Here is a 26,159-nt window from a genome sequence, read left to right on the forward strand (position 1 = left end):
CGCCTCCCTCCCCCTTGAGGGGAGGGATCGAGGGTGGGGGTGGTGCGATGATCACCGGTGGACCCCCACCCCCAGCCCCTCCCCTCAAGGGGGAGGGGAGCACTCTCAGCGCGCCGCAACATCTGCCTCTAGGAGCACACAATGAGCACCGAACCGCTCCTCAAGGTTGACCGGCTGACCAAGTTCTACGGCTCCCGCATGGGCTGCGCAGATGTGTCGTTCGAGTTGTGGCCGGGCGAAGTGCTGGCCGTGGTTGGCGAGTCCGGGTCGGGGAAGACGACGCTGCTCAACAGCCTCGCTACCAAGCTCGAGCCGACCTCGGGCGTTGCCGAGTACCGGATGCGCGATGGCGTGTGGCGCAACCTCTATGATCTGAGCGAAGCCGAGCGGCGCTTCCTGATGCGGACCGACTGGGGCTTTGTGCACCAGAACCCGGCCGATGGCTTGCGCATGACGGTTTCCGCGGGCGCCAATGTCGGCGAGCGCATGATGGCGGTGGGCGACCGGCACTATGGCAAGATCCGCTCGACAGCCATCGAGTGGCTGGGCCGGGTGGAGATTGCCGAGGATCGCGTCGACGACGAACCGCGTAGCTTTTCGGGCGGCATGCGGCAGCGGCTGCAGATCGCGCGCAACCTCGTGACGCACCCCCGGCTGGTGTTCATGGATGAGCCGACCGGTGGGCTCGACGTCTCGGTGCAGGCGCGCCTGCTCGACCTGTTGCGCGGGCTCGTCAGCGACCTCGGGCTCGCGGCGATCATCGTCACGCACGACCTCGCGGTGGCGCGGCTCCTCTCGCACCGGATGATGGTGATGAAGGATGGGCACGTGATCGAGGCCGGGTTGACCGACCGCGTGCTCGACGACCCGCGCGAGCCTTATACGCAGCTGCTCGTGTCGTCGATTTTGCAGGTTTAGGGCGGGCTCTGTGTTCTTCAACCCCTCACCCGTCTTGGCCTTTGGCCGATCCACCCTCTCCCCGACAGGGAGAGGAACAGTGTGCCCCAATCGAGCTCAGGTCCATTCTTCTCCCCGTCGGGGAGAAGGTGGCGCGCAGCGCCGGATGAGGGGTCTTTGCAGCCTCAACGGAGCAAACCGATGACCGCTCTTCTTTCCGTTTCGGACGTCGCCAAGTCCTTCACCATGCACCTGCGCGATGGCATCGTGCTCCCCGTGGTCGAGGGCGTGACCTTCGAGGTTCATCCTGGCGAGTGCGTCGTACTCGGTGGCCCCTCGGGCGCGGGCAAGTCGAGCCTGCTCAAGATGGTCTATGGCAATTACGGGGTCGATGCCGGTGCCATCCAGCTGATGCACCATGGCGAGGCGGTCGATCTCGCCACCGCCAGCCCGCGCACCGTGCTCGACCTGCGGCGCGATTCCATCGGCTATGTCAGCCAGTTCCTCCGCACCGTGCCCCGCGTCACGACGCTTGATGTGGTGGCGGAGCCGCTGGCCAGCCGGGGTGTCGGCCGCGACGAAGCGCAGGAAAAGGCGCGCAGGCTACTGGCGCGGCTCAATCTCCCTGAGCGGCTCTGGGCGCTGCCACCCGCGACGTTCTCCGGCGGCGAACAGCAGCGCGTCAACATCGCGCGCGGCTTCATCACAGATCACCCGGTGCTGCTGCTCGATGAGCCCACAGCCTCGCTCGATGCCACCAATCGCGCCGTGGTGGTCGAAATGATCGCGGAGAAAAAACGCGCGGGTGTGGCGCTGCTCGGTATTTTCCATGACGAAGAGGTCCGCACCCTGGTTGCTGACCGGATCGTCGATGTCACCGCCTTTGCCCCAAGGATTGCCGCATGAAACTGAGCGAGACGCCCTTCGTCCACCCCACCGCCCATGTCAGCGATTCAACGCTCGGCCGCTATACCGAGATCGGGGCGGGGTCCCACGTCGCGCACTCGACGATGGGGGACTATTCCTACTGCGTCGAGAATACCCAGATCGCCTACACGAGCATCGGCAAGTTCGCCAATATCGCAAGCCACGTGCGCATCTATGCCTCGATGCACCCGATGGGGCGGGCGTCGCTGCACCATTTCACCTATCGCTCGAGCTGGTATTTTGACGGCGAGACGGACGACCAGTCGTTCTTCGACTGGCGCGCCTCGACCCCGATCAGCATCGGGCACGACACGTGGATCGGCCATGGCGCAGTGATCATGCCGGGGGTCACGATAGGCAACGGCGCGATCATCGGCTCCAATGCCGTGGTCACCAAGGATGTCGCCGATTTCGCCATTGCGGTGGGCGTGCCTGCCAAAACCATCCGCCAGCGCTTCCCCGACGCCATCGCCCAACGCCTGATAGTGCTCGGCTGGTGGGACTGGAGCCACGACAAGCTCCACGACGCGCTGCCCGATTTCAGGGCGCTTGAGATCGAGGCGTTTCTGGAGAAGTACGAATAGGGTTTGTCCGAACAGCATTGCTGCTCAAACTCCGCCACCCTGCCCGCATCAAGGCTGGGGGCGGCTGGGGATGCGATCCTTTGAAATTGCGATAGCAGTCTTCTTTATCGGGGCATCGTTCCTGATCGCGGCATTCAGTATCGGCATCCTGAATTTCGAGACGTGCTGGGATGGTACCTCTGGGGTGCTGGAGACCTATAAGCTGGTCGCCTGCAACGCCCACCATGTGCTGGCCAAGCAGGTGGGGTTCGGGCTGGCGTTGAACTGGTCAGTCGGCCTCTGCGTCCTGTTCCCGTTCTTTATCTATTGCGTGTGCGAGACGGTGAATGGTGGCCTCTACGCCATCGACCAGATGGTCAGCCGCCAGATGATCGTCAGCGAAAGCTGGAAGACTCCGTCGGCGAGTTTCATGCGGAGCCTCGTGAGGAAGCGCACAATCTCGCTCATCGTCGTCGTCGGCGTCGCGACAATGCTGGCAACTGGCTTTGTGGCGCTTGAGTACTACCGAGTCGTGGGCCGATTCTATGGGCCCGAGCCGTTCCGGCCGTTTGCATTCATCGATCCTCAAAATGAAGCTGACTGGTCGATTGCGGCCCCCATATGCGCGTACACCCAGGAGGTCTCCGAGCAGTGCCGGACCGTAATGCAATACCGCGGTCTCAATGGCTGGTTCGCCGGGTTGGCGTACGCGTATCTGGTCTATCTGGGGGCGATCAGCGCGATCAGCTTCATGTTCGCCTTCGGTCTTTACGTACGGTTCGTGTTTGCCTCCGATATCCGGGAGGCCAAGCTTCGCGTCGTTCCAGATCTGCACTCGGTCGATTCCCGCCGAGGGTTCGAAGTGCTCGAAGACTTCTTCTTTTATTCGATCGCCGGCTGCTTCGTTCTGTTCGCCATGGGCTACCTGGTGACCCTGCAGAACGTTTACCTGCGGCAGCCAGACGCCAATCTCGCGACCTTCTTTGCACCACTGATCCCAACCAAGCTTGAACTGGATCTCGGAAAGGTCGTCGAGGTGTTACAGGCCGGGGCCAAGCTCATCATCGTCAATGGCAACAGCGTCGCGGTCTCGATCCTGGGGCTGCTGTTCTTCTTCATCGTCATTGCCAGCGCCGCGTCGGCGCTTGGGAGAGCCGCAAAGCGTGGTGCCGACCGCCTTCGTGAGCAGTTGAATGGGGGCACGCTCTCAGCGGACTTCTCGTCCTACCTTGCGGGCCTAAACCTGACGCCTGCTGCTGCGAGCACTGCCCTCGCCGATATTCGCTACTGGCCGGTGAAGTGGCCAACCGTAAACGTTACCATCGCCAGTCTGGTGCTCGGCATTCTCGCCCTGCTGTTTGTGAATTTCGGCGCAGTGCTCGTCGCTGCCGGGCTGGCCTATGTCGTCAAGCAGTCCTTCGGGCGGCCTGAGAAATGATCGGCGAGAACAGCTTAGTACCTCAAAGATAACGCCAAACCTGGCGGCTTTGGCTGTCTTATCCACCGTCATAATCCCGTCGCCAAAGCTTCATTCAGGGTTCGCGTTGCGGACTTACCCATTGCCTCCGTTCACTTGACGGGAGCATGGCATGCTGCGGATCTCAAAGGTATCGCGACGCTTCGGCGAAAAGACTGCCGTCGCTGACGTCACCCTCGAGATTCCGGATGGGCAGATGGTCGGCGTGATTGGCCGGTCTGGGGCGGGTAAATCGACCCTGCTGCGGATGATCAACCGCCTGACCGATCCGACCGAAGGCAGCATCAGCCACGACGGGCGCGACGTGACCAACCTCACGGGCTCGGCGCTCCGCGCCTGGCGCTCAGATTGCGCGATGATCTTCCAGCAGTTCAACCTGGTGCCGCGCGTCGATGTGCTGACCAATGTGCTGCTCGGTCGGCTCAACTCGCGGCCGACGCTGTTGAGCCTCCTCAACATTTTCAGCCATGACGAGCGGCTCGATGCGATCCGGGCGCTCGACCGGCTCGATATCGCCCCGGTTGCTATGCAGCGCGCCGGCACGCTTTCGGGCGGTCAGCAGCAGCGCGTCGCCATTGCCCGGGCGATGATGCAGTCGCCCAAGCTGATCCTTGCCGACGAGCCGATCGCCTCGCTTGATCCGCGCAACGCGCAGATCGTGATGGACTCGCTGAAATCGATCAACGAGCAGCAGAAGATCACCGTCATCACCAACCTTCACACGCTTGACACGGCCCGCGCCTATTGCGGCCGCATCGTCGGCATGGCCGCCGGCCGCGTCGTGTTCGACGGTACGGCTGACGATCTCACCGAAGCGGCAGCGCGCGAAATCTACGGCGCCGATGGCCTCAAGGAGGCCTTCTCGGAGGCCATCACCTCAACCAGCTTCCGCGGCTTCAGCCCGGCAGTTGCGCAAGTTCGTCAGGAAGCCTTCGCCAACTGAAGGCAACGACGCCCCCTTCCAGACCCCCGTGCAACGGGGGCCGGAACCCTCGACAGGAGAGACAAATGCTGAAGACTGTACTGATGAGCACGGTGGCGCTGATCGCCATGGGTGCGTCCGTGACCACCTCGTTCGCCGAAGACATCAAGGAATTCCGTCTGGGCATCCTTGGCGGCGAAAACGAAGCCGACCGCCTGCGCAACTACCAGTGCCTCGCCGATCACCTCAAGGAAGCCTTTGGCTTCGAGAAGGTCTCGCTGTTCCCGGCCGCCGACTATGATGGCGTGATCCAGGGCCTGCTTGGCGGTACCCTCGACGCGGCCGGCCTCGGCGCTTCGGGCTTTGCCAAGATCTACATCAAGGACCCCACGGCTGTGACCCCGGTCCTCACCACCAAGCAGACCGACGGCGCCACCGGCTACTACTCGATCGGCCTCGCCCGCAAGGACTCGGGCATCACCGACATCATGTCCGCCAAGGGCAAGAAGCTCGGCTATGCTGACCCGGATTCGACCTCGGGCTACCTGATCCCGCTGACCCAGATCCCGGTCACCACCGGCGAGCCCAACGACAAGTTCTTTGCTGAGACTGCCTTCAACGGCGGCCACGAGAACAACATCCTCGCCGTCATCGATGGCAAGTCCGACGTCGCTGTTGACGACGCTTCGGGTATCGGCGATTTCAAGGACGGCTTCACCTCGGGCACCCTTCACAAGATGGTTGCCAAGGGCGCTGCCGACCCGGCCGACCTGGTTGAAGTCTGGCGCTCGCCGCTGATCCCGAACGGCCCGCTGGTGATCCGTACTGCCCTCGGCGATGAGTGGATCAAGAAGCTGACCGACTTCTGGGCGGCGCTGCCGACCACCGACGTTGCCTGCTTCAACGCTGTCGAAGGCGGCGATTTCACCGGCTATGTCCCGGTCAAGGCCGAATTCTACAACGCCATCATCGAAGCCCGTAAAGCGGCTATTGGCGGCTAATTCCAAAACACCTGAGGGGCATCTGCGAGATCGCAGGTGCCCTTTCTCTATCCCGAGGGATGCCGATGACTCTGCTGGCTGGCGAGACCGACAACGCCCGCGCCGTGCACGCTGAATGGCGCAGGCTCAGTGCGCAGCGCACGCTCTATTCTCTCATCGGCTTCGGCGCTCTGGTCCTCGCCGTCATCGGCTCGTTCTGGTTTGCCGACGAAAGCAATGCCGGGCATTTTTTCGACCGGCTGCCGCATCTGTTCGATTTCCTCTCTTGGCTGATCCCCAAGGACTGGAACGATGTCTGGCGGGCGCTGTTCGACCTGCCCTCCCCGTCCGACAACGGCACGCAGGAATTCAACTTTGAAGTCGGCCGCCTGCCGGTCACCGACACCTTCTACATCCCTGAATATTTCCACCTGATGCTGACGACCATCAACGTCGCGGTGGTCGCTACGGTGATCGGCTTTACCGGCGGGTTGCTGCTCTGCTTTCTTGCCGCGCGCAACATGATGCCGATTGCGCCGGTTCGGTTCGTGGTGCGGCGCAGCATGGAAATCCTCCGCGCCTTCCCCGAGATCGTGATTGCAGGGCTGTTTGCGGCGGTGCTGTCGATCGGGCCGATCGCCGCCATCGTCGCGGTCGGGCTCCACACCATCGGCGCACTCGGAAAACTCTATTTCGAGGTGATCGAGAATATCGACATGAAGCCCGATGAGGGCCTCAAGGCGGTGGGCGGCAACTGGATCGAGCGCGTCCGCTTCGGGGCGCTGCCGCAGGTGCTGCCGAACTTCACCTCCTACGCAATGCTACGGCTCGAGATCAATGTGCGCGCCTCGACCATCATTGGCGCAGTCGGCGGCGGAGGCATTGGCGAGGAGCTGAAGCTCGCGATCTCGCGCGGCTTCGGCGCCAAGACCATCGCGCTGATCGTCTTGCTACTCACCACCGTCATCATCATCGACCAGGTCTCGGCACATGTCCGCAAGCGCCTTGTCGGCGATGCTGCATTCCTTTCGGCCTGAGGGCGATCAGATGACCGACGGCATTGTCCCCACCTACGAGCAGCGCTTCCCGCAGGTGTTCCACCAGTCGCTCTGGAAGCGGTTCATGCCGCTCTTCGTGGTGATCGGCGTAGCGCTCTATTTCGTCTACGCGGTGTGGTTCTTCTCCCTCCCCACGGTCCTTGCCGAAGCCAAGTGGGACCGGCTGGGCAACTATCTCCAGCAATGGGTGAGCTTCGACGTTTCTCCGGAGTTCCGGCTCGACAGCGGGGCGGCGATTGTGCCCAAGTTCAACCGCAACTCGGCACTGGGTCCCGACCCGCACCCCGAGTGGATCACCACAAATGGCGATGGCAGCCTGACCGTCGAGCTCAATGGCGCCAGCCATTCGGTGCGTTTCACCAAGTCTGCGGCGACCATCACCCGGGACGGCGAAAGCGTCGACATCGCCATCGGCGCCAGCGCCGCGAGGGTGCTCACCAATCCCGTGCCGGACTGGGTCCGCATCAAGGGCGACGAGATCAATGCGGACATGGGCTTTGTCGGCGACGTCCGCATCGCCTATGACCGCATCAAGGTGCGCAAGCGCACTTTGGGCTGGCCGAATTTCCTCTTCGATCCCTACTCGCCCTTCTTCGGCAAGTCCGCCGGCGAGGTCGCGAGCCTGATCGTTTCGGGGCCTGAGCTCAAACCCGGCACCTCCAACCTCGCGCTCGCCTGGGACAATATCTGGAACAACAGCCAGTGGCAGCATGGCGATGTGTGGATCAAGCTGCTGCAGACCATCGTCATGGCGTTTGCCGGCACGCTGGTGGGTGGGCTCGTGGCGTTCCCGCTGGCCTTCTTTGCAGCGCGCAACATCACTCGCAACCAGCTCCTCAACCAAGTGCTGAAGCGGCTGTTCGATTTCCTGCGTTCGGTCGATATGCTGATCTGGGCGCTGTTTTTCACCCGCGCCTTCGGGCCGGGGCCGCTCGCCGGCATCGGTGCCATCGCCTTCACCGAGACGGGAACGCTCGGTAAGCTCTATGCCGAGGGGCTCGAAAACATCGATGACAAGCAGCGCGAGGGCGTCACCTCGGTGGGCGCCGATCCAGTGTCGGTGCAACGCTACGGCGTCATCCCGCAGGTGCTGCCGGTGATGATCTCGCAGACGCTCTACCAGTGGGAATCGAACACCCGATCTGCCTCGATCATCGGGGCGGTGGGCGCCGGTGGCATCGGGCTCAAGCTCTGGGAGGCGATGCGCACCAATTCGAACTGGTCGAACGTCTTCTACATGGTGCTGCTGATCCTCCTCGTGGTGTTCATCTTCGACAATATCTCGAATGCGCTTCGCACCCGGCTGATCGGCAAATCGCACTGAGCCCTTCTTGCGACTGTCACATTCCTGCGCTAGGCGCCGGAGCGACAAGGGGAAGCGACATGCCTGACGCGTTGATTTTGACCAATGCCAATTTGGTGCTGGCCGATGAGGTGATTCTCGGCTCGGTGAAGATCGTCGATGGCCGGATCGCCGATATCGGCGCGCCGTTTGCCGGTGGCACGGACCTCGAGGGCGATTACCTGCTGCCCGGCCTCGTCGAACTCCACACCGATCACCTCGAAAACCACTATGCCCCGCGCCCCGGTGTCCGCTGGAATCCGATGGCCGCCGTGCAGGCGCATGATGCGCAGGTCGCGTCCTCGGGCATCACCACGGTGTTCGATGCGCTGCGCGTCGGACTCAACACCGATGATGGCATGTCGGCCGAAGATTTCACCCGGCTGGGCGCGGCGATCCACGCCGGCATGGCGGCGGGGCGGCTTCGGGCCGAGCACTTCATCCACTTGCGCTGCGAAGTCGCGGCGCCTGATTGCCTCGAGGCCTTCCGGCCCTATGAAGGCGATGAGCTGGTGAAACTCGCCTCGCTGATGGACCACTCTCCGGGGCAGCGGCAATTCCCCACTTTTGAGGCCTACAAGGGCTATTACCAGAAGAAAAAGCGCATGTCGGATGCCGAATTCGAGGCGTTTGCCGAGCGCCGGATGGGGGAGTCGGCGCGGTTCGCCCGGCCGCACCGGGATGCGATCTCGGCCAGCGCTGCCGCGCTTGGTATTGTGCTCGCCAGCCACGACGACGCGACGCTCGACCATGTTGCCGATGCACATGGGCGTGGGGTCACAATTGCCGAGTTTCCCACCAGCCTCGAAGCGGCCCGCGCCTCGCACGAGGCCGGCATGGCGGTGCTGATGGGGGCGCCCAATGTGGTCCGCGGCAAATCCCACAACGGCAATATTTCGGCCCGGGAACTGGCCGAGCATGGGCTGCTTGATATTCTCTCGTCCGACTATGTGCCGTTCAGCCTGATGCAGGCGGTGTTCGCGCTCGAGGACTCGATCAGCCTGCCGCAGTCAGTGGCGATGGTCACGCGGCACCCGGCGGCCGCGGCCGGCCTCACCGACCGGGGTGAGATCGCGGTGGGTAAGCGCGCTGACCTGGTGCAGGTCGCCAATGCCGATGACATGCCCGTGGTGCGCACGGTGTGGCGCGAGGGGCGGCGGGTGCTTTAGCCAAATCAAAAGGCCGCCACGGTTTCCCGCAGCGGCCTGATGCTCAGCGCAATGCGCCTTAGTTGACGCGCTTGCCGTCCTTGTTGAACAGGTGCACGACCGACAGATCGGGCGCGACGCGGATCTTCGAGCCGGGCTGCGCGGTGATGCGTTCGCGGAAGATGCCGTTGATCGATTGCGAACCAATGCGGCCGATGACCTGGGTTTCCGAGCCTGTCGGCTCCAACACCACGACCTCGATCTCGATGCCGTTGGGGTCGAGGTGCAGGTGCTCGGGGCGGATGCCGTAGATGACGGCGTCGGTGACACCAGGCAGCGTCGGGATCAGGATGCCATCGGTGGTCTTGAAGCCGTCCGGCGTGGTCTGGCCATTGATGAAGTTCATCGAGGGCGAGCCAATGAAGCCGGCAACGAAAGTGTTGAGCGGGCGGTCATAGAGGTCGAGCGGGGTGCCCATCTGCTCGATCACGCCATCGCGCATCACCACGATCTTGTCGGCCATGGTCATGGCTTCCACCTGGTCGTGGGTCACGTAGATGGTGGTGGTCTTCAGTCGCTGGTGCAGTTCCTTGATTTCGGAACGCATCTGGACGCGGAGCTTCGCATCGAGGTTCGACAGCGGTTCGTCGAACAAGAAGACCTGCGGATCACGCACAATGGCGCGGCCCATGGCGACGCGCTGGCGCTGGCCGCCGGAGAGCTGGCGCGGCTGGCGGTCGAGCAGTTTTTCGAGGCCGAGGATCTGCGCGGCGCGATCCACCTTCGCCTTGATCTCGGTCTTGGGCACGCCCTTGAGCTTCAAGGAGAAGCCCATGTTCTGCGCCACCGTCATGTGCGGGTAGAGCGCGTAGTTCTGGAACACCATGGCGATGTCGCGTTCCTTGGGCGGCAAGTCGTTGACCACGCGGTTGCCGATGCCGATCTCGCCCGAGGAAATTTCCTCGAGGCCGGCGATCATGCGCAACAGGGTGGACTTGCCGCAGCCCGACGGGCCGACCATGACGACGAATTCGCCATCCGCGATATCGAACGAAACGCCCTTCAGCGCTTCGAAGCTGCCGTAATGCTTGCCGGCCTTGTTGATGGTTACGCTTGCCATGAGGTTCCTCGTCCCTGGTGCGGGTTCACCCCCGCGCTGGGCTGAAACATCGCGGCGGGGTGGGCTGGCGTCAAGGCGAGAACGAGGAGATACAACTAAAGTCGTAGTAAAGTCTAATACTAAAGTCGTATGTGATGTGAGATTTGTTTGTCCCCTCTTACCTTCTCCCCTTGTGGGAGAAGCGACTGTCTTGTTGGTCAAGCTGGTGACCATGGTTTTTTGTCCCTGACGATGGCGTTGAGGATGGTGAGGAGCTTTCGAGCTGTGGCGACGATGGCGACAAGCTTTGGTTTGCCTGCGGCCACGAGCCTGTCCCGGAAGGCCTTGAGGGTGGGATTATGCCGTGCGGCAACGAGGGCGCCCATGAACAGGGCGGTGCGCACGGCAGTGCGGCCACCACCGATAAGGCTCTTGCCGCGCCATTTGCCGGACTGGCGGGTATAGGGGGCGAGCCCGGCGAGGGCCGCGACTTGCTTGGGATTGAGCTGTCCCAGTTCGGGCAGTTCGGCCAGCAGCGTGCGGGCGATGGTCTTGCCGATGCCAGGCACCGAGGCGAGCAGGTTCTCCTTGTCGCGCCACACAGGGGTGTCACGCACGGTGGTATCTATATGGCGGTCGAGGTCTTTGAGCTCGTCCTCCAGCGTGGTTACAATGCGGGCGAGCGATGTGCGGATCAGCCCCGGTGCTGCCTGCTGGCGCCGCATGCGCTCGGCAGCCAGCATCTGCACCAGTTGCCGGCGTCTGGCCATTAGCGCCGCCAGATCCTCGGTGTGCGCATCGGCTATCGGCCTTGGCTCAGGCTTTACTGCCGCAACGAACAGCGCGATGAGGCGGGCATCGATTGGGTCGGTCTTGGCCTTGAGCCCGATGGCCTGGGCGTAGTGCCGGACCTGAGCGGGGTTGAGCACCACCACCGGCAGACCTGCGGCAGCAAGTTCGGCCACCGCCAGCCGCTCATAGCGGCCCGACGCCTCGATGCCGACCGACACAAGCCCCTCCAGCCTGCGCAGCCGCTCGACGAGTTCACTCGCGCCAGCCTCGTCATTGCCGGACACAAGGCTCTCGCCCAGCGGATGGATATATACATCCAGCCGCGCCTTGCTCACATCGATACCTACGGTGATCTCCATCTTGTCCCCTCCTTGCCTAAGCGGGCTCGCCTTGTTGCGGCCCCGGCGACTGTTCGGGATCGATGGATCGATGCCAGGCGCCCCTCGCTTCTCCACGAGTTTTTCAACTCCTGGTGCCATCGGGCTGCCCGGCATCACCGCAGCGCTATCGATATCAGATAACTGCGGGATCAAGTTACAAGGTGCCCGAAGGGCGGATGAGGGGTGCTCTCCGCGCACTAGGTCCGCTCCTCGCTCTGCTCGGATCGCGCTACACTTCGTTCGTGGACCCCTCATCCGGCGCTGCGCGCCACCTTCTCCCACAAGGGGAGAAGGTAGTGGCGCGTACCCTCGAAATGCGGCTTGCAGCCACGGCCACTCCCGCTACGAATGTCGCCGAGGAGATCCCCATGCTTTCTGACATCGCCGCGCTTGACCGTGATGATCCGCTGGCGCCGTTCCGGGCGCGGTTCGATCTGCCGCCGGGTGTCATCTATCTCGATGGCAATTCGCTCGGCGCGCTGCCGCGTGGGGTGAAGGCGCGCATGGCCGATGTGGTGGCAACGCAATGGGGCGAAGGTCTGATCCGGAGTTGGAACACGCATGACTGGATCGACCTGCCGACACGCGTCGGCGACCGGATTGCGCGGCTGATTGGGGCGCCGCCGGGGACCGTAACCGTCGCCGACTCAACCTCGATCAACGTCTTCAAGGCCCTGGCCGCTGCGCTGCGCCTGCGGCCGGGGCGGAAGGTGATCGTCTCGGAAGTGGGCAATTTCCCCACCGACACCTATATCGCCGAGGGCGTCGCGGAGATGCTGGGGCAGGGGCATCAGCTTCGGCTGGTGAGTGCCGATGCCCTGTCATCCGCAATCACCGGGGACGTTGCGGTCGTTCTCCTCACCGAGGTCAACTATCGCACCGGGGCGCGGCTGGACATGCGCGCCGTGACCGCGGCGGCGCATAGCGCCGGGGCGCTCATTGTCTGGGATCTGGCGCATAGTGCCGGGGCGCTTCCGGTGAACCTCTCGGAAGCAGGTGCGGATTTTGCCGTCGGCTGCGGGTACAAATATCTCAACGGTGGGCCGGGCGCGCCGGCGTTCATCTATGTCGCCCCGAAGCACCTCTCAAAGGTTCGGCAACCCCTCACCGGCTGGCTCGGGCATGCGGTGCCGTTCAGCTTTGCGCCGGATTATGTGCCCGCGCCTGGCATTGCGGCGATGCGGGTGGGCACGCCGCCGATCCTCTCGATGTCGGCCCTCGATGCGGCGCTCGATGCGTTCGAGGGGGTCGACCTGGCGCTGGTGAAGCGCAAGGCCGATCAGTTGTTCGAGCTGTTCACGACGGCCATCGCACCCCTCGCGCCGGAAGTGACTGTGCTCACGCCCACCGATCCGGAGCGACGCGGTACGCAGGCGTCGCTGCGCCATGCCGATGCCTATGCGGTGATGCAGGCGCTGATCGCACGGGGCGTCATCGGCGATTTCCGCGAGCCCGATATCCTGCGCTTCGGGCTGACCCCGCTTTACCTAAGCTTTGCCGATGTGGCGCGGGCTGCCGAGATTCTCGGCGAGGTCATTGCCACGCGCGCCTGGGACCAGCCTAAGTTCAAGGCCAGAGCCAAAGTCGTTTAGCGAGAGCGCCCCAAGGATTGTATTGCGGTCAGCGTCCTACCTCTGGTTAGGTTCGATCCGGCGGGCTGCGGCACGCTGGTCCAGGGGTGAGAGTGGACGGGGTGGGCGAGGGGACATGAGGGATTTCCGGACGGTTGGGGCGCAAGCCGGGTTGGCGCTTGCGGTGCTGTTAGTGGCAAGTGGGGTGGCCGTTGCGGGGGATAGCCCGCCCAAGCATCCCTATGGCGCCACCGCCAGCGACCCGGTGAAAGTCCGCGGGCTGGCCGTCACACCCGAGTTCCGCGATTTCCTGCCGGAGATGGTCGATCTCTCGCAATATTTTCCGGTGCCCGGCGATCAGGGCAACCAGGGCTCATGCACCGGCTGGGCCGTCGGTTACGCGGCACGTGCCTATTATGCGGCGGCAGTGGAAGACCGGCGCATCGCGCTGCCGCAGTCGATCCCGAGCCCGGCGTTCCTCTACAACCAGAATGTCGGGGTGCCCGGCGATTGCGAGTCCGGCAGCTCCAATATCCTCGCGCTCGATACGCTGAAGTATGGCGGCGCTCTGTCGCTGGCTGACTACCCCTATGATCCGGACCGCTGTGACGTGCCCAGCAGTGGCCAGATCGCGGCGGCCACCGATTTCAAGATCGCCGACTACCGGCAGGTCGATTTCACAAGGGTCGACCAGATCAAGGGTGAACTTGCGGACGGCAATCCGGTGATTATCCGTATCGTGCCCGACGATGCCTTCGACAACCTCTGGGACAAACCCAGGGCGGTCTGGCATTCACCGCCGCTCGCCGAAGACGGGTTTGGCCACGCCATTACACTGGTGGGCTATAACGAGGCCAAGCAGACCTTCAAGTTCATCAACTCGTGGGGGCCGGACTGGTCCGATGGCGGCTATGGCCGGATGGACTACCAGACCTTCATGAACCGCACGACCGAAGCCTTCGTCATGCAACTGGCGGCGGATACGCCGGCGCTACCTATCGACGATCTCGACCCGGAACAGGCCCCGGCGCCTGAAGAGCCGATCATGGAGGAGGCCCCTGTCGCACCGGCCGACCCTGCTCCCAAGGCGCGAGTTGATCTCGCCGGGTTGCAGTGCGCCAAGGTGCAGATCGCCACCCGTGCCGGCCAGCACATTGCGGAAGGGTTTGTCAGCCGCCCCGAAGACCTTGAGACGGTGACCGAAGATCTCGGCGGCGAAGTCGATGCGGTCAACGTCGCGCTGGCGCCCTGGCCGCAATGCGAGGCGCTGCTGACGCTCGATGCGCAGCTTGGCGAAAAGGACGCGCCCAAGGTCAGTGTCAGCGGCACTGACCTGAAGGCCGGCGACAAGCTGACGATCACCGTCGAAACCCCGGATTTCGACAGCTACGTGCATGTCGCCTACATCCAGGCCGACGGCACAGTGGTCAACCTGCAGCAGGTCGATGCGGATCATCTGAAGACCTTGGCGCCCCTCAGCACACTGATCTTCGGCGACGGTGAGGCGGGTCGCGACAGTTTTGAAGTGTCCGGTCCGTTCGGTGACGAGACACTTCTGGTCATCACCTCGCGCTCACCGTTGTTCGCCGAGCCCCGGCCCGAAACCGAGACCGAGCGCGAATTCCTCAGCGCGTTGCGGGAAGCGGTGCTGGCCCGGCCAGATAAGGCCAGCCCGGAGCGGTTCATTTCGGCTGCCTATGTTCCCATCCACACGGCGGAGTAAGTCTCATGAGCGGCGTATCGAGCAGACTGATCCTCGGCATGGTGCTGTCGCTGCTGCTGGCGACAGCGGGGCCGCTGCCGGCCGCTTTGGCGCAGGATGACGTCTCGGCCAGCCAGATCGTCGATGCGCTGACGCCCAAGGGCGAGGCGGTCCGTGGGCTGAAGGTCAAGGGCGGGGACAAGCAGGTAGCGCCCTCGATCAGCATGCGCGTGCAGTTCGCCTACGATTCCGATGAGCTCGAAAACGAGGCCGTGCTGACCCTCAAGGCGCTCGGCGCGGCGCTGCGCGACCCACGGCTCAAGGAGTACCGGTTCGAAATCATCGGCCACACCGACGCCAAGGGTTCGGACGCCTATAACCTCTCGCTGTCCGAGCGGCGTGCCCAGGCGGTGGTCGAACATCTGGTGTTTTTCCATCATGTCGATCGCGATCGTCTGGTCGCTATTGGCAAGGGCGAAACCGATCCAGTCAATCCTGCCGATCCTGAGGCGGCGGAGAACCGGCGCGTCGAAATCGTCAATATTGGCGAGTAGATCAAAAGTTAACGCGCCGCCTTTAACATCCGCTCTCTGCTGGGCTACTTCGCGGTGACAGGGGGCGGCTGGTTTTGACGAATTGGACGACAGTTCTTGGCCGTGGCGCTAAGGCGCTGATCAGGCCCGCCAGCCTGCCGGCGCTGCTGACTGTTGTGGTCATGCTGATTGTCGCCTGGTACGCCACTGTTCAAAATCAGGTGCTGTACGAACAGCGCATGCGCGCCGATGTCACGCATGAGCTGAGCGTTGTGCGCGCCAAGCTCGAGGGCAATATCAACGGCGACATCCAGTTGGTGCGCGGTCTGATCGCGACGCTGGCCACCGAACCGCACATGAGCCAGTCGCGATTTGCCGATCTCGCAGCGGGGTTATTCGAAGAACACAGCCAGTTGCACAATATCGCGGCCGCTCCCGATCTCGTCGTCCGGCTGATGTATCCGCTGGCGGGCAACGAGTCTGCCATCGGGCTCGACTATCGCGCCAATCCGGTGCAGCGCGATGCCGCCGAGCGCGCACGTGACACGGGTGAGCTCGTGCTGGCGGGGCCCCTTAACCTGGTGCAGGGCGGCAGCGGCATCATCGCCCGTTATCCAGTGTTCATCGGCGGGGCAGGGCAGCGGCAATTCTGGGGCATTGTTTCGGCAGTGGTCGACACGGCGCGCCTCTATGCCGATAGCGGATTGACCGATCCGAACCTCGGAATCGACATCGCCATTGTCGGCCGCGACGGGCTGGGCGCCACGGGAGCGCAGTTCTTCGGCGATGCCATGGTGCTCGCCAGCCGGCCGGTCATCGCCGATGTCGTGCTTCCCAGCGGTTCATGGCGGCTCGCCGCCATCCCGCGCGGTGGCTGGATCGCTGTACCGCCCAATAGCTGGTTGATCTGGTTGAGTTTTTTCCTGCTCGGCCTCTTGGTGACCCTGCCTATCCTCGTCGCCGGCCGGCTGCGTGATGAGCGTCAGCGGAACCTTGATGTGCTCAGCAGCCGTGAGGCCGAACTGCAGCGGCTCTCCCGCCGCCTCGGCCTCGCGCTCGAGACCTCGCAGGTCGGCGTCTTCGAATACGACCTCGAAACCGGAGCCTTGCTCTGGGACGATAATGTCAACGCCCTCTTCGGCTTACCCCAGGATGGCGGGCCCCGCGGCTATAGCCACTGGCACGACGCGCTCCATCCCGATGACCTCGCCCGGGCGCAGGAAGAGTTCCAGATCGCCACCCGGGACACCGGGCGTTACCGCTCGGAATACCGCATCGTCACGCCTGAGGGCGAGACGCGCCACGTGCGCGCGATCGGCGCGGTCTACAAGGATCCCGGCACCTCAGCCAAGATCGTGGGCGTCAACTGGGACGTCTCGTCCGATGTAGCGCTTAATGAAAACCTCAAGCTTGCTAAGCGGTTGACCGAGGCGCGTAACGCCGAGCTCGAGGCCGCCAAGGCCAGCATCGAGCACAATGCCCTGCACGACTCGCTGACCGGCCTGCCCAACCGGCGCTACCTCGATGATGTGCTCCGCCAGCGCGCCGCAGCCGCGGATGGGTCCGAAGGGGCGCTCAGCCTGCTGCATCTCGATCTTGACCGGTTCAAGCAGATCAACGATACGCTCGGCCACGCCGCTGGCGATGCCGTGCTGATCCACGTCTCCGAAATCCTCCAGGCCAATATCCAGCCCGGCGATTTTGCGGCGCGCATCGGCGGCGATGAATTCGTGGTGGTGTCGACTCTGAGTGAGCATAAAGCCCTGGCGGCGCTTGCAGATCGCATCGTCGTGCGGATGCGGCGGCCGTTCAGCTATCAGGGCTATGAGTGCCGGTTTGGCGTTTCGATCGGCATCGCCACCGAGCGCAGTCATCCGCTTGATCCCAACCGGCTGATGATCAACGGGGATATCGCGCTCTACCGGGCAAAGAGCCGTGGCCGCAACCGCTACGAGTTCTTCACCGAGGCGCTGCAGTCAGAAGTCAGCCGTACCAAGCGCATCGCCGACGAAATTCTGAGCGGGTTCGAGAACAACGAGTTCATCGCCCACTACCAGCCGCAGTTCGACGCCGAAACGCTTGAAGTCGTGGGCGTTGAGGCGCTGGCGCGGTGGCATCACCCAACCGACGGGATCCTCGCGCCCCGGCAGTTCCTCGATGTCGCCGAGGAACTCAATGTGGTCGCCACCATCGACCGGATCGTGCTCGAACAGGCGCTGGCGCAGGCCAGTTTGTGGGAACGGCAGGGTGTGACCATCCCCAAGATCGCCGTCAACGTCTCGGCGCGGCGGCTGCAGGACGAGGCACTCGTGGGTGCGCTGCGCGCCATGAACATTCGCCCCGGCAGGCTGTCGTTTGAGCTGGTCGAGTCGATCTTCCTCGATGAGACCGATGAGGTTGTGCGCTGGAATATCGAGCAGATCCGGCAGCTGGGCATCGATATCGAGATCGATGACTTTGGCACCGGCTATGCCTCGATCGTGAGCCTGATGCGGCTCAAGCCGAGCCGGCTGAAGATCGATCAACAGTTGATCAAGCCCATCAGCGAGTCCGCGACGCAGCGCCAGATCGTCGGTGCCATCGTCGATATTGGCCGGTCGCTCGATATCGAGGTCCTCGGAGAGGGCGTCGAGACGCTGCAGCACGCTGATATTCTGCGAAATCTGGGCTGCCGTGTTCTGCAGGGGCACGCGCTGGCGCCGCCGATGAGCGGCGACGATGTGGCGGATTTCATGCGGCGGAGGACTGCCGCGCTTCCGTCAGGATTGCCAAAAGCCGGGTGACGGTCAGAACAGCTCGGCGTCGCCGTGATGACCGCGGCCAGCGGAGCCCGAAAGGGTCGGCACACGCAACTCATCCAGTACCAGACCGGACCAGATTTCTTCGTAGTCGGCTTCGGTGGCTGAGGCTGGCAGAACCGCAAACTGGCGTACGGCGTGTGCCAGGTTCTGGCCCCGCTGCTCGATCCTGTCCTGGCCCTGCAAGGCGCTGATGATGATGGCCGCGGCCTCGCGGCGCGCCGCGTCGGCGGGAATATCGCGATCACCCAGCAGCTCCAGCGCGAGCGTGACGCTTTCGACCATCGCAGCCGTCTGGCGCGCGCTTTCGTCGAGCTCTCGGGCGAGTTTATGTAACGACATGTAGACCGAACCCCCGGTATAGAGCTCGACCATAGCGCCTAATTCTAAATCGCTCCTTGCCGAGCCAAGCCAATAGAGAAAGCCCGACACGCGTGGTTAGCGCTTCACTAACGATTCTCCCGTAAGGATTGTGGAATAACCGCATCAGGGTCGTGTGCATTATGGTCTTGCCGAGTTCTCTGCCTCCGGAATTCGATCGAGGGGTGGTAACAACGGTGCATCAGGGCGATTGTCTGGTCTCGAACGAGCTGGACCTCACCTTTTCTACCGTCCTGGGCAGTTGCATCTCCGCCTGCGTGCGGGACCGCGTCGCCAATGTCGGCGGCATGAACCATTTCCTCCTCGCCGAGCAGTCCGGGTCATCCAAGGACCGCTATGGGGCATCGGCGCGCTATGGTGCGTTTGCCATGGAGCAACTGATCAACAAGGTGCTGACCCGCGGGACCGGCAAGAAATCCAATCTCGAAATCAAGGTGTTCGGTGGGGGCAAGATCAACGCGGCGCTCGATGACGTAGGCGCCAAGAATATCGAGTTCGTGCGGGAGTTCCTCGCCAATGAAGGCTACCAGATGTCCGGTGAGGATCTCGGCGGCAATTATGCGCGGCGCGTGATGTTCAAGCCGGTCACGGGCAGGGCGTTCTGCAAGCGCCTCGACAACACCGCAAACGCCAATATCGCGCGGGAAGAACTGGCGGTGGCCGCAAGTCGGCGCATCGTGGTGGCCAAGCCCGTCGTCGACGACGACATCGAGTTGTTCTAGCGGGGTTACCAAACTCTTAGCGCCCGCCGGGCGTCTATACATTTGGTTAACCATTAATCTCCTAATGTCACAGCGGAGGCCTGGGGAGGCCTGTCCGGGGTCTGTGATTCTTGCGCCGCTTGACTGTCGCGCTCATCGCTAATGTCTGCTGGTTGCTGGCGGCCCTGACGGCTGCTGCAGCGCTGATGCTGTTCGGCGTCAGCGCGCTGGCGGCGACCATTGCCTTTGGTGCGATCGTTCTGGCTTTTGCGGGCACTCTGGCGCTCGGCCTCAAGGGAGACCGGCAGTTTGCCGATCGGCTGGCGGCGCTCGGGCATGCGGTCGGGCTCAAGGCAGCGGAGGATTCCTCAACCGTTGAAGCGATCGTCAAGAACCTCTGCGGCCGGCTCGACCGGGCGCACCAGTTCAAATCCGCATTCTCAAGCCTTGCGCGCCCAGCAGCACTGATCAGTGTCGATGGATTGATTCTGGGGTCCACTGACGGGCTCATCAGCATTGAGCCTGGCGCCGAGGAGGGCCACGGCATCGAAGCAGTGCTGGGCGAGGCCTATCTGTTCGGCGGTGCCGCTGCCGAAAGCCTCACCATGGTTGGCGGGCGCCGGTATGTTGCGGAACGACGCGCGCTTTCGGGTGGGCGCGCGGTCATCGAGCTTGAACTGGCCGGCCAGTTCATTGCCGACGATGACCTCGATGCGTTTGTGGCAGCGCTCAGCGCCGGGCGCACCAGTTTCCGGTTTGACGATTGGGGCATGCAGCACTCACCAGCGTTGAAGGCGCTGGGCGGCGCGCTCGAAAAGTTTGACCGCGGCACGCGAGCGATCGAGCAGATCCTTGCCGGGGAAGCGGTCGACCCGGCCCTGATCAGCGGCAGTGGCGGATTTGCGCCGCAGGTGCGCCGGATGCGCGACGCGTTCGATGCCATGGCGGAGGAGCGCGACGAGGCAGAGGCGTCGCGCCAGATGCTCGCTGGCAAGATGGACGCAATCCTCATGGCTATCGATCGTTACCGCGCCAGCGTCACCAACCTTGCCCAACTCGCCGACCAAAGCCGCACCGGGCTCTCGGTTGCGTCCACCGCCATCGAGAAGGGGCGGACCAAAGCGAAAGAGGTTCGGGCTCTCGAGAGGCAGGCCATTACCCTTGCTACCGATGCGGCGCTGGCGGCGCAGCGCACTGGCACGGCAGTTGGGGGGATGGAACACGCGGCCAAGGAAATCGACCGGATGGTCGGCGCGATCGAGGATGTCAGCTTCCGAACCAACCTCCTGGCGCTCAATGCCGCGGTGGAAGCGGCGCGTGCCGGCGAAAAGGGTGCGGGGTTCGCGGTTGTGGCCAGTGAGGTGCGCACGCTGGCCCAGGCTACCCAGCAGGCGGTGCGCGAGATCCGTACGATCATCGCCAAAAGCCGGACTCAGGCCGGAGATTCCGTCACTGAAACGGATAGTTTGAAAAATATCCTCTCCGGTCTGGGGTCGCATTTAGAGAATCTAAGCAAAGAGACCGACATGATAGCGGGTGCACTGGACGAAGGGAGCGGCGCGATCGCGCGGCTCGACGGCAGTGTAAGCGCGGTCGGAACAGAAGCGGCGAGAGCCCTGCAACTGCCGGCACGCAGAAAGTCTGCATAAAGCAGGCAGGTGTTAGGGGTTGGACTATGGAACAGGGCGAACTGCCCCTCAGCGAGCGCGAGTTTGGCCGGGTGAAGGCCCGCGTCTATGCCGAAGCCGGCATTTCGCTCTCGGACGCCAAGCGCACGCTGGTGGTGTCTCGCCTCGCCAAGCATGTCCGCGCGCTCCGGCTCAACTCCTTTGACGCCTATCTCGACTATCTCGAGCGGCAGGGCAGCCCGACCGATACACAGGAATTCATCAACGCCCTGACGACCAATCTGACGCGCTTCTGGCGCGAGGATCATCACTTCGAGCACCTGGTCAAATATGTCGGCGGGCTGATGCAGTCCCGTCCGCGTATGGCACCCGGCGGCAGGCCCAAACTCAGGATCTGGTCGGCGGGTTGCTCGACTGGTCAGGAGCCGTACACCATCGCGCTGACGCTGCTCAACGCTCTCCCCGATCTGAAGCGCTGGGACTTCAAGATTCTTGCAACCGATATCGACACCAACGTGGTCAAGAAGGCTGCGACCGGGGTCTATCCGGTGGCCGAACTCAACGGGTTGTCGCCGGAACGGATGCGGCTGTTTGAACAGGCAGGCAACGGCGAAGTGAGCATTCCCGCTGCCGCGCGAGAACTGATCGCGTTCAAGCAACTCAATCTCATGCACAATCCGTGGCCGATGCGTGGCCCGTTCGATGCAGTGTTCTGCCGGAACGTGGCGATCTACTTCGACAAGAAGACCCAGGGTGAGCTGTTTGGCCGGCTTGGCGCACTGATTGTGCCCGAGGGCTTTCTGTACATTGGCCATTCCGAAAATCTCGGGTCCGGTGGCACCAACTTCAAGCTGGTCGGCAAGACCATCTATCAGTCAAAAATCCAGAACAAGGCGAGGGAAGCGGCATGACTATCAAGGTACTGGTGGTCGACGATTCAGCGCTCATTCGGGAGGTTCTTAGCCGGACGCTCGGCCGTGATGGTGACATTGTCGTCGTCGGCACGGCGGAAGATCCGATCGAGGCGCGCTCCAAGGTCAAGGATCTGAGCCCGGATGTGGTGACGCTCGATATCGAGATGCCCAACATGAATGGGCTGCAGTTCCTCGACAAGTTGATGCGCCTCCACCCATTGCCGGTGGTGATGGTTTCGACCCTGACCACCAAGGGGGCCAGTGAAACGCTGCTGGCGCTGGAACTTGGTGCCGTTGATTTCGTTGCCAAGCCCAACGCCACGCTCGCTGGCGGGCTCGATGCTTTTGGCGAAAACCTCCGCCATAAGGTCCGCGCTGCCGCCAATTCGGACGTCAAGGGCCGCGCCATGCGCGCCACTTCGGCCAATGTGCCGGTGCGCACTGCGGCTGCTCCTCAGGGCTCGCTGATTGCTATCGGTGCCTCTACCGGTGGCGTCGAGGCGATCCGGGTGGTGCTGAGCCAGATGCCGGCAGATTGCCCGCCGATCGTCATTGCCCAGCACATGCCCGCCGGCTTCACCTCTCGCTTTGCCAGCCGGCTCGATGAGCTTTCGGAAATCAAGGTGCTCGAGGCCGAGGACCGCATGGTGCTGCAGCCCGGCCACGCCTACATCGCCAGGGGTGATTATCATCTGCGGGTGGAGCGCAGTTCGGGCCAGTTGAAGTGCCGGCTGACGCAGGATGAGCTGGCTTCCGGACATCGTCCGAGCGTCGATGTGCTGTTTGAATCCGTCGCCAATTCCGTCGGTGCGATGGCCGTTGGCGCAATCCTCACCGGGATGGGCCGGGATGGGGCGCGCGGGCTCAAGAAGATGCGTGATGCCGGCAGCTACACGATTGGCCAGAGCCAGTCGTCGGCGCTGGTCTATGGCATGCCGCGGGTGGCCTTCGAAGAGGGCGCCGTGGTCGAACAGGCGCCGGTCGAGGCCATCGCGGCACGGCTGGCTGCTGCACTGACAAAGCTCAAATCCGCGGCATAGTCCGACGCGGATTGAGAGATTGGTAACAGATATTGCCTAGGGTCTGCAGGGTGCGCGACCCGGGTTGGTTTTACGGGCGGCTAGAAGGCGTAACGCAACAATGCCGAAGGCAAGTGCTATCAGTGTGATGATCGTGGATGACCAGCAGTCGATGCGGGGCATCTGCAAATACATCCTCAATCAGCTTGGGTTTACGCAGATCGTCGAGGCCAAAAGCGGCCGCGATGCGCTGGGCAAGCTTGAAAAAAGCAATGTCGACCTGATCATTTCCGACTGGAACATGGACGATATCGACGGGCTGACGCTGCTTCGCGTCATCCGCAAGCACCCCAAGACCCAGGCCATGCCCTTCATCATGGCAACCGGCCGCTCCGACAAGGAGCAGGTCAAGGAAGCGATCCAATCTGGGGTCAACAACTATATCATCAAGCCATTCGATGCTTCGACCATGAAGAAGCGTATCGAGGCAGTTATCGGCGTGCTTTCGTAAGGCCGGTCCTTGCGTGACAGACAAAACAGGCCGCCTCCGGGCGGCCTTTTGCTTTTTTTGCTGGATCTACATCTGCGTTTCCGATCACTAACCTGTGCAATCAGAAGTTAATATCTGCTCTATAGGCTCCGCCATCGCATCTAGTCTAAGTCTTGCTTTGGAGGAGGCATGGCGGGCGCTGAATGAGCGGCCGCCGTCTGTTTTCCCCTCCCGTGCAGGTCGTCAGCAGAGGAATGGCTATGGGATTTCTGCCGAAGCTCAAGATCGCGCACAAGCTGCCGATCGCGGTGCTGCTGAGCGCGCTGGTGGTGAGCGGCGGGGTGGGCGGCGCGAGCTATGTCATCGCACAGAATGCCGTCGTCAAGCTCACTCAGGAACGCCTTGCCAACGCCGTTGCCGAGCGCGGTGCGGAAGTCGCCACCTACCTGACCGGCATCAAGGACGACCTGCTGACACGTGCGGGTGCCAGTACGGCGAGCACTATCCATGATTTCCAGGTGAGTTGGGGCCAGATCAAGACCGGCTCGGCTTCAGAGGTCCTGCGGAAAGCCTATATCGACAACAACCCCAACCCGCCGGGCGAGCGGATCCTTTTGGATTCTGCCACCTCGCTGCTGAGCTACAACTTCCTCCACCGCAAGGTGCACCCCAGTTTCCGCACCTTGATCCAGCAGCGTGGCTACTACGACCTCTTCCTGTTCGATGATGCGGGCAATGCCGTCTACACCGCCTTCAAGGAAGACGATTTCGGACAGAATTTCTCGGAGGGCGGTGGGCCCTATGCGGACACCGAACTTGGCCGGGTCTATCGGGCTGCCGCGGCGATGCAGCAGCCTGGCGAGATCGCATTCTCAGACTTCCAGCATTATGCCCCCAGCGCTGGCGCACCCGCGTTGTTCATGGCCACGCCGGTCTTTGATGATCAGGGCCGGAAGCAAGGCGTCATCGCGCTGCAGTTGCCGCTCGACAAGATCAACGCCATTTTGAATTCAACTGCCGGGGTGGGTGAGAGCGGCGAAGTTTTCCTCGTTGGAGCGGACCGGCTGCGCCGCAACGACAGCCACCACACCACAGAAGATGACACACTGAGCGTCTCCTACGAGAATCCGTTGCTTGACGTCGCGCTCGCCGGCCAAAGCGGATCTGGCGAGGGCACTAACGAAGAAAATGCTGAAACCCTGGTTTCAGTGACGCCGCTCAACATCGAGGGCATCTCCTGGGTGGTGGTGGCTGAAGAAGACAAGAGCGAAGCCCTCGCTCCGGTGACCGATATCCGCAACGGGATGCTGATCGCTGCCATGGGGCTGCTGGCGCTGGTGGCGATCGCCGGCTTCCTGTTTGCGCGAAGCATCACCCGTCCAATGTCCCGCCTTACCGTGACCATGGACAGTCTGGCCAAGGGCAACCTTGATGTCGAGGTGGCCGGGGCTGGGCGCTCCGACGAGCTTGGCCTGATGGCGCGATCGGTACTAGTGTTCAAGGAGAATGCCCTCAAGGTCGGCGAAATGACCGAGAGCGAGCGGCTGGGATCGGAGCATCGGCGCAATGAGCGCGTCAGCATGATGCAGCGGCTGCAACGTGCGTTTGGCTCGGTGGTCAGCGCTGCAACGGCGGGCGACTTTTCCCAGCGGGTCGAGGCAAGCTTCCCCGATGAGGAGCTCAATGCACTCGCCCGTGGCGTCAACGAACTGGTTGAAACCGTTGATCGGGGTCTCAGCGAAACTGGCCAGGTGCTGGCGGCGCTTGCCGACACCGATCTGACCCGCCGGGTCGAGGGCAGCTATGAAGGCGCGTTCGAGCGGCTCAAGGCCGATACCAACGCGGTGGCCAACAAACTCAGTGAAGTGGTGCTGGGGCTGAAGGAAACCTCGCGCTCGCTGCGGACGGCGACCGGCGAGATTCTGGCTGGGGCGAACGACCTCAGCGAGCGGACCACCAAGCAGGCGGCAACCATCGAGGAGACCTCGGCGGCGATGGAGCAGTTGGCGACGACGGTTCTCGCCAATTCCGAGCAGGCCCATGAGGCCTCGCGCGCCGCTGCGGGGGTGACAAAGACCGCCGAAGAAGGCGGGGTGGTGATGAATGAGGCCAATGCTGCGATGGAGCGGATCACCGCGTCGTCGGGCAAGATCTCCAACATCATCGGCATGATCGACGATATCGCGTTCCAAACGAACCTTCTGGCGCTCAACGCCTCAGTCGAAGCGGCGCGGGCCGGCGATGCGGGCAAGGGTTTCGCGGTGGTGGCCGTGGAAGTGCGGCGGCTGGCGCAATCTGCCGCCAGCGCTTCGGCCGAAGTCAAAGCGCTGATCGAGCAGAGCGGCACCGAAGTGAAGAGCGGCTCGCGACTTGTCGCCGAGGCGGCGCAAAAGCTGCAATCCATGCTGACGGCGGCGCGTTCGTCGAACCTTGCGATGGATGCCATCGCCCGTGCCAGCCGCGAGCAGGCATCCTCGATTGAGGAGGTCAGCGCAGCGGTGCGCCAGATGGACGAGATGACCCAGCACAACGCGGCACTGGTGGAAGAAACCAATGCGGCGATAGAACAAACCGAGGCGCAGGCGGCCCAACTCGACCAGATCGTCGAGGTGTTCAAGGTCAATGATGTGGCTGGTGGGCGCAGCACTGAGCCAGCCAGGGGCATCAAGGCGCTGCAGCACAAGGTGGCGACTGCGGCACGTTCGTATCTTTCGCGCGGCGGAGCTGCGGTGGCCGAAAAGGACTGGGCGGAGTTCTGATCGCTCGCCTCAAGATCGCAAACAAGCAAGAGACCCTTCCGAGACTGGACTGGGTCTCTTTTTTCACGGAGCAGTGCG

General features: G+C 63.0%; 22 protein-coding genes. 19 read left to right on the forward strand and 3 right to left on the reverse strand.

Annotated elements, in window-relative coordinates:
• The first annotated feature begins 141 nt into the window (after nt 1-141).
• From phnK to ACO06J_RS18815, 9 genes are all read left to right on the forward strand, one after another.
• Nucleotides 142-918 (forward strand): phosphonate C-P lyase system protein PhnK, encoded by a 777-nt coding sequence (gene phnK, locus ACO06J_RS18775; protein ID WP_421762239.1) that lies wholly within the window; start codon nt 142-144, stop codon nt 916-918.
• 180 nt (nt 919-1,098) lie between these two features.
• Nucleotides 1,099-1,803, forward strand: a complete 705-nt coding sequence (gene phnL, locus ACO06J_RS18780; RefSeq protein ID WP_421762240.1) for a phosphonate C-P lyase system protein PhnL — start codon at nt 1,099-1,101, stop codon at nt 1,801-1,803.
• The gene (locus tag ACO06J_RS18785; RefSeq protein WP_421762241.1) at nt 1,800-2,408 is read left to right on the forward strand and encodes a DapH/DapD/GlmU-related protein; all 609 of its coding nucleotides are present in this window, start codon (nt 1,800-1,802) and stop codon (nt 2,406-2,408) included. Before phnL ends, ACO06J_RS18785 begins: the two co-directional genes overlap by 4 nt.
• A 70-nt stretch (nt 2,409-2,478) precedes the next feature.
• Nucleotides 2,479-3,825, forward strand: a complete 1,347-nt coding sequence (locus ACO06J_RS18790) for a hypothetical protein (RefSeq protein ID WP_421762242.1) — start codon at nt 2,479-2,481, stop codon at nt 3,823-3,825.
• 151 nt (nt 3,826-3,976) lie between these two features.
• Nucleotides 3,977-4,807, forward strand: a complete 831-nt coding sequence (gene phnC, locus ACO06J_RS18795; RefSeq protein ID WP_421762243.1) for a phosphonate ABC transporter ATP-binding protein — start codon at nt 3,977-3,979, stop codon at nt 4,805-4,807.
• A gap of 65 nt (nt 4,808-4,872) precedes the next feature.
• A complete protein-coding gene (gene phnD, locus ACO06J_RS18800; RefSeq protein WP_421762244.1) occupies nt 4,873-5,787 on the forward strand; it encodes a phosphonate ABC transporter substrate-binding protein in 915 nt (304 codons plus the stop codon).
• 65 nt (nt 5,788-5,852) lie between these two features.
• Entirely contained in the window at nt 5,853-6,803 is a 951-nt protein-coding gene (gene phnE / locus ACO06J_RS18805) for a phosphonate ABC transporter, permease protein PhnE (protein ID WP_421762245.1), read from the forward strand.
• A gap of 10 nt (nt 6,804-6,813) precedes the next feature.
• Nucleotides 6,814-8,148, forward strand: a complete 1,335-nt coding sequence (phnE, locus tag ACO06J_RS18810) for a phosphonate ABC transporter, permease protein PhnE (protein ID WP_421762246.1) — start codon at nt 6,814-6,816, stop codon at nt 8,146-8,148.
• Nucleotides 8,149-8,207: 59 nt separating this feature from the next.
• Complete coding sequence (locus ACO06J_RS18815) at nt 8,208-9,335, forward strand: alpha-D-ribose 1-methylphosphonate 5-triphosphate diphosphatase (protein ID WP_421762247.1); 1,128 nt, start codon at nt 8,208-8,210, stop codon at nt 9,333-9,335.
• A gap of 58 nt (nt 9,336-9,393) precedes the next feature.
• Here ACO06J_RS18815 and ACO06J_RS18820 read toward each other — a convergent pair whose 3' ends face one another.
• Together ACO06J_RS18820 and ACO06J_RS18825 are read right to left on the reverse strand one after the other, a co-directional pair.
• On the reverse strand, nt 9,394-10,434 hold the full coding sequence (locus tag ACO06J_RS18820) for an ABC transporter ATP-binding protein (RefSeq protein ID WP_421762248.1): 1,041 nt from the start codon (nt 10,432-10,434) through the stop codon (nt 9,394-9,396).
• 197 nt (nt 10,435-10,631) lie between these two features.
• On the reverse strand, nt 10,632-11,564 hold the full coding sequence (locus ACO06J_RS18825; protein WP_421758802.1) for an IS110 family transposase: 933 nt from the start codon (nt 11,562-11,564) through the stop codon (nt 10,632-10,634).
• Between the two features lie 389 nt (nt 11,565-11,953).
• Between ACO06J_RS18825 and kynU the strand changes: the two genes are divergently transcribed.
• From kynU to ACO06J_RS18845, 4 genes are all read left to right on the forward strand, one after another.
• The gene (gene kynU / locus ACO06J_RS18830; protein WP_421762546.1) at nt 11,954-13,177 is read left to right on the forward strand and encodes a kynureninase; all 1,224 of its coding nucleotides are present in this window, start codon (nt 11,954-11,956) and stop codon (nt 13,175-13,177) included.
• Between the two features lie 115 nt (nt 13,178-13,292).
• Nucleotides 13,293-14,879 (forward strand): C1 family peptidase, encoded by a 1,587-nt coding sequence (locus ACO06J_RS18835; RefSeq protein ID WP_421762249.1) that lies wholly within the window; start codon nt 13,293-13,295, stop codon nt 14,877-14,879.
• 5 nt (nt 14,880-14,884) lie between these two features.
• Nucleotides 14,885-15,412: an OmpA family protein gene (locus tag ACO06J_RS18840; RefSeq protein WP_421762250.1), complete on the forward strand. Its 528-nt coding sequence runs from the start codon at nt 14,885-14,887 to the stop codon at nt 15,410-15,412.
• Nucleotides 15,413-15,573: 161 nt separating this feature from the next.
• A complete protein-coding gene (locus ACO06J_RS18845; RefSeq protein WP_421762547.1) occupies nt 15,574-18,174 on the forward strand; it encodes a bifunctional diguanylate cyclase/phosphodiesterase in 2,601 nt (866 codons plus the stop codon).
• Between the two features lie 3 nt (nt 18,175-18,177).
• Here the strand turns inward: ACO06J_RS18845 and ACO06J_RS18850 are convergent, their stop codons facing one another.
• A complete protein-coding gene (locus ACO06J_RS18850) occupies nt 18,178-18,564 on the reverse strand; it encodes a hypothetical protein (protein WP_421762251.1) in 387 nt (128 codons plus the stop codon).
• Between the two features lie 182 nt (nt 18,565-18,746).
• Between ACO06J_RS18850 and ACO06J_RS18855 the strand changes: the two genes are divergently transcribed.
• The 6 genes from ACO06J_RS18855 to ACO06J_RS18880 all read left to right on the forward strand — a co-directional run bounded on the left by ACO06J_RS18855 (nt 18,747) and on the right by ACO06J_RS18880 (nt 26,081).
• Nucleotides 18,747-19,292, forward strand: coding sequence for a chemotaxis protein CheD (locus ACO06J_RS18855; RefSeq protein WP_421762252.1), 546 nt, complete (start codon nt 18,747-18,749; stop codon nt 19,290-19,292).
• A 110-nt stretch (nt 19,293-19,402) separates the two neighbouring features.
• Complete coding sequence (locus tag ACO06J_RS18860) at nt 19,403-20,920, forward strand: methyl-accepting chemotaxis protein (RefSeq protein ID WP_421762253.1); 1,518 nt, start codon at nt 19,403-19,405, stop codon at nt 20,918-20,920.
• 26 nt (nt 20,921-20,946) lie between these two features.
• Nucleotides 20,947-21,810, forward strand: a complete 864-nt coding sequence (locus tag ACO06J_RS18865; RefSeq protein ID WP_421762254.1) for a CheR family methyltransferase — start codon at nt 20,947-20,949, stop codon at nt 21,808-21,810.
• On the forward strand, nt 21,807-22,853 hold the full coding sequence (locus ACO06J_RS18870) for a protein-glutamate methylesterase/protein-glutamine glutaminase (RefSeq protein ID WP_421762255.1): 1,047 nt from the start codon (nt 21,807-21,809) through the stop codon (nt 22,851-22,853). The genes ACO06J_RS18865 and ACO06J_RS18870 overlap by 4 nt, the downstream gene beginning before the upstream one ends.
• A gap of 100 nt (nt 22,854-22,953) precedes the next feature.
• Nucleotides 22,954-23,343 (forward strand): response regulator, encoded by a 390-nt coding sequence (locus ACO06J_RS18875; protein WP_421762256.1) that lies wholly within the window; start codon nt 22,954-22,956, stop codon nt 23,341-23,343.
• A gap of 239 nt (nt 23,344-23,582) precedes the next feature.
• On the forward strand, nt 23,583-26,081 hold the full coding sequence (locus ACO06J_RS18880) for a methyl-accepting chemotaxis protein (RefSeq protein ID WP_421762257.1): 2,499 nt from the start codon (nt 23,583-23,585) through the stop codon (nt 26,079-26,081).
• Nucleotides 26,082-26,159 lie beyond the last annotated feature (78 nt).

Source organism: Devosia sp., from assembly GCF_965229025.1.
GTDB lineage: Bacteria > Pseudomonadota > Alphaproteobacteria > Rhizobiales > Devosiaceae > Devosia_A.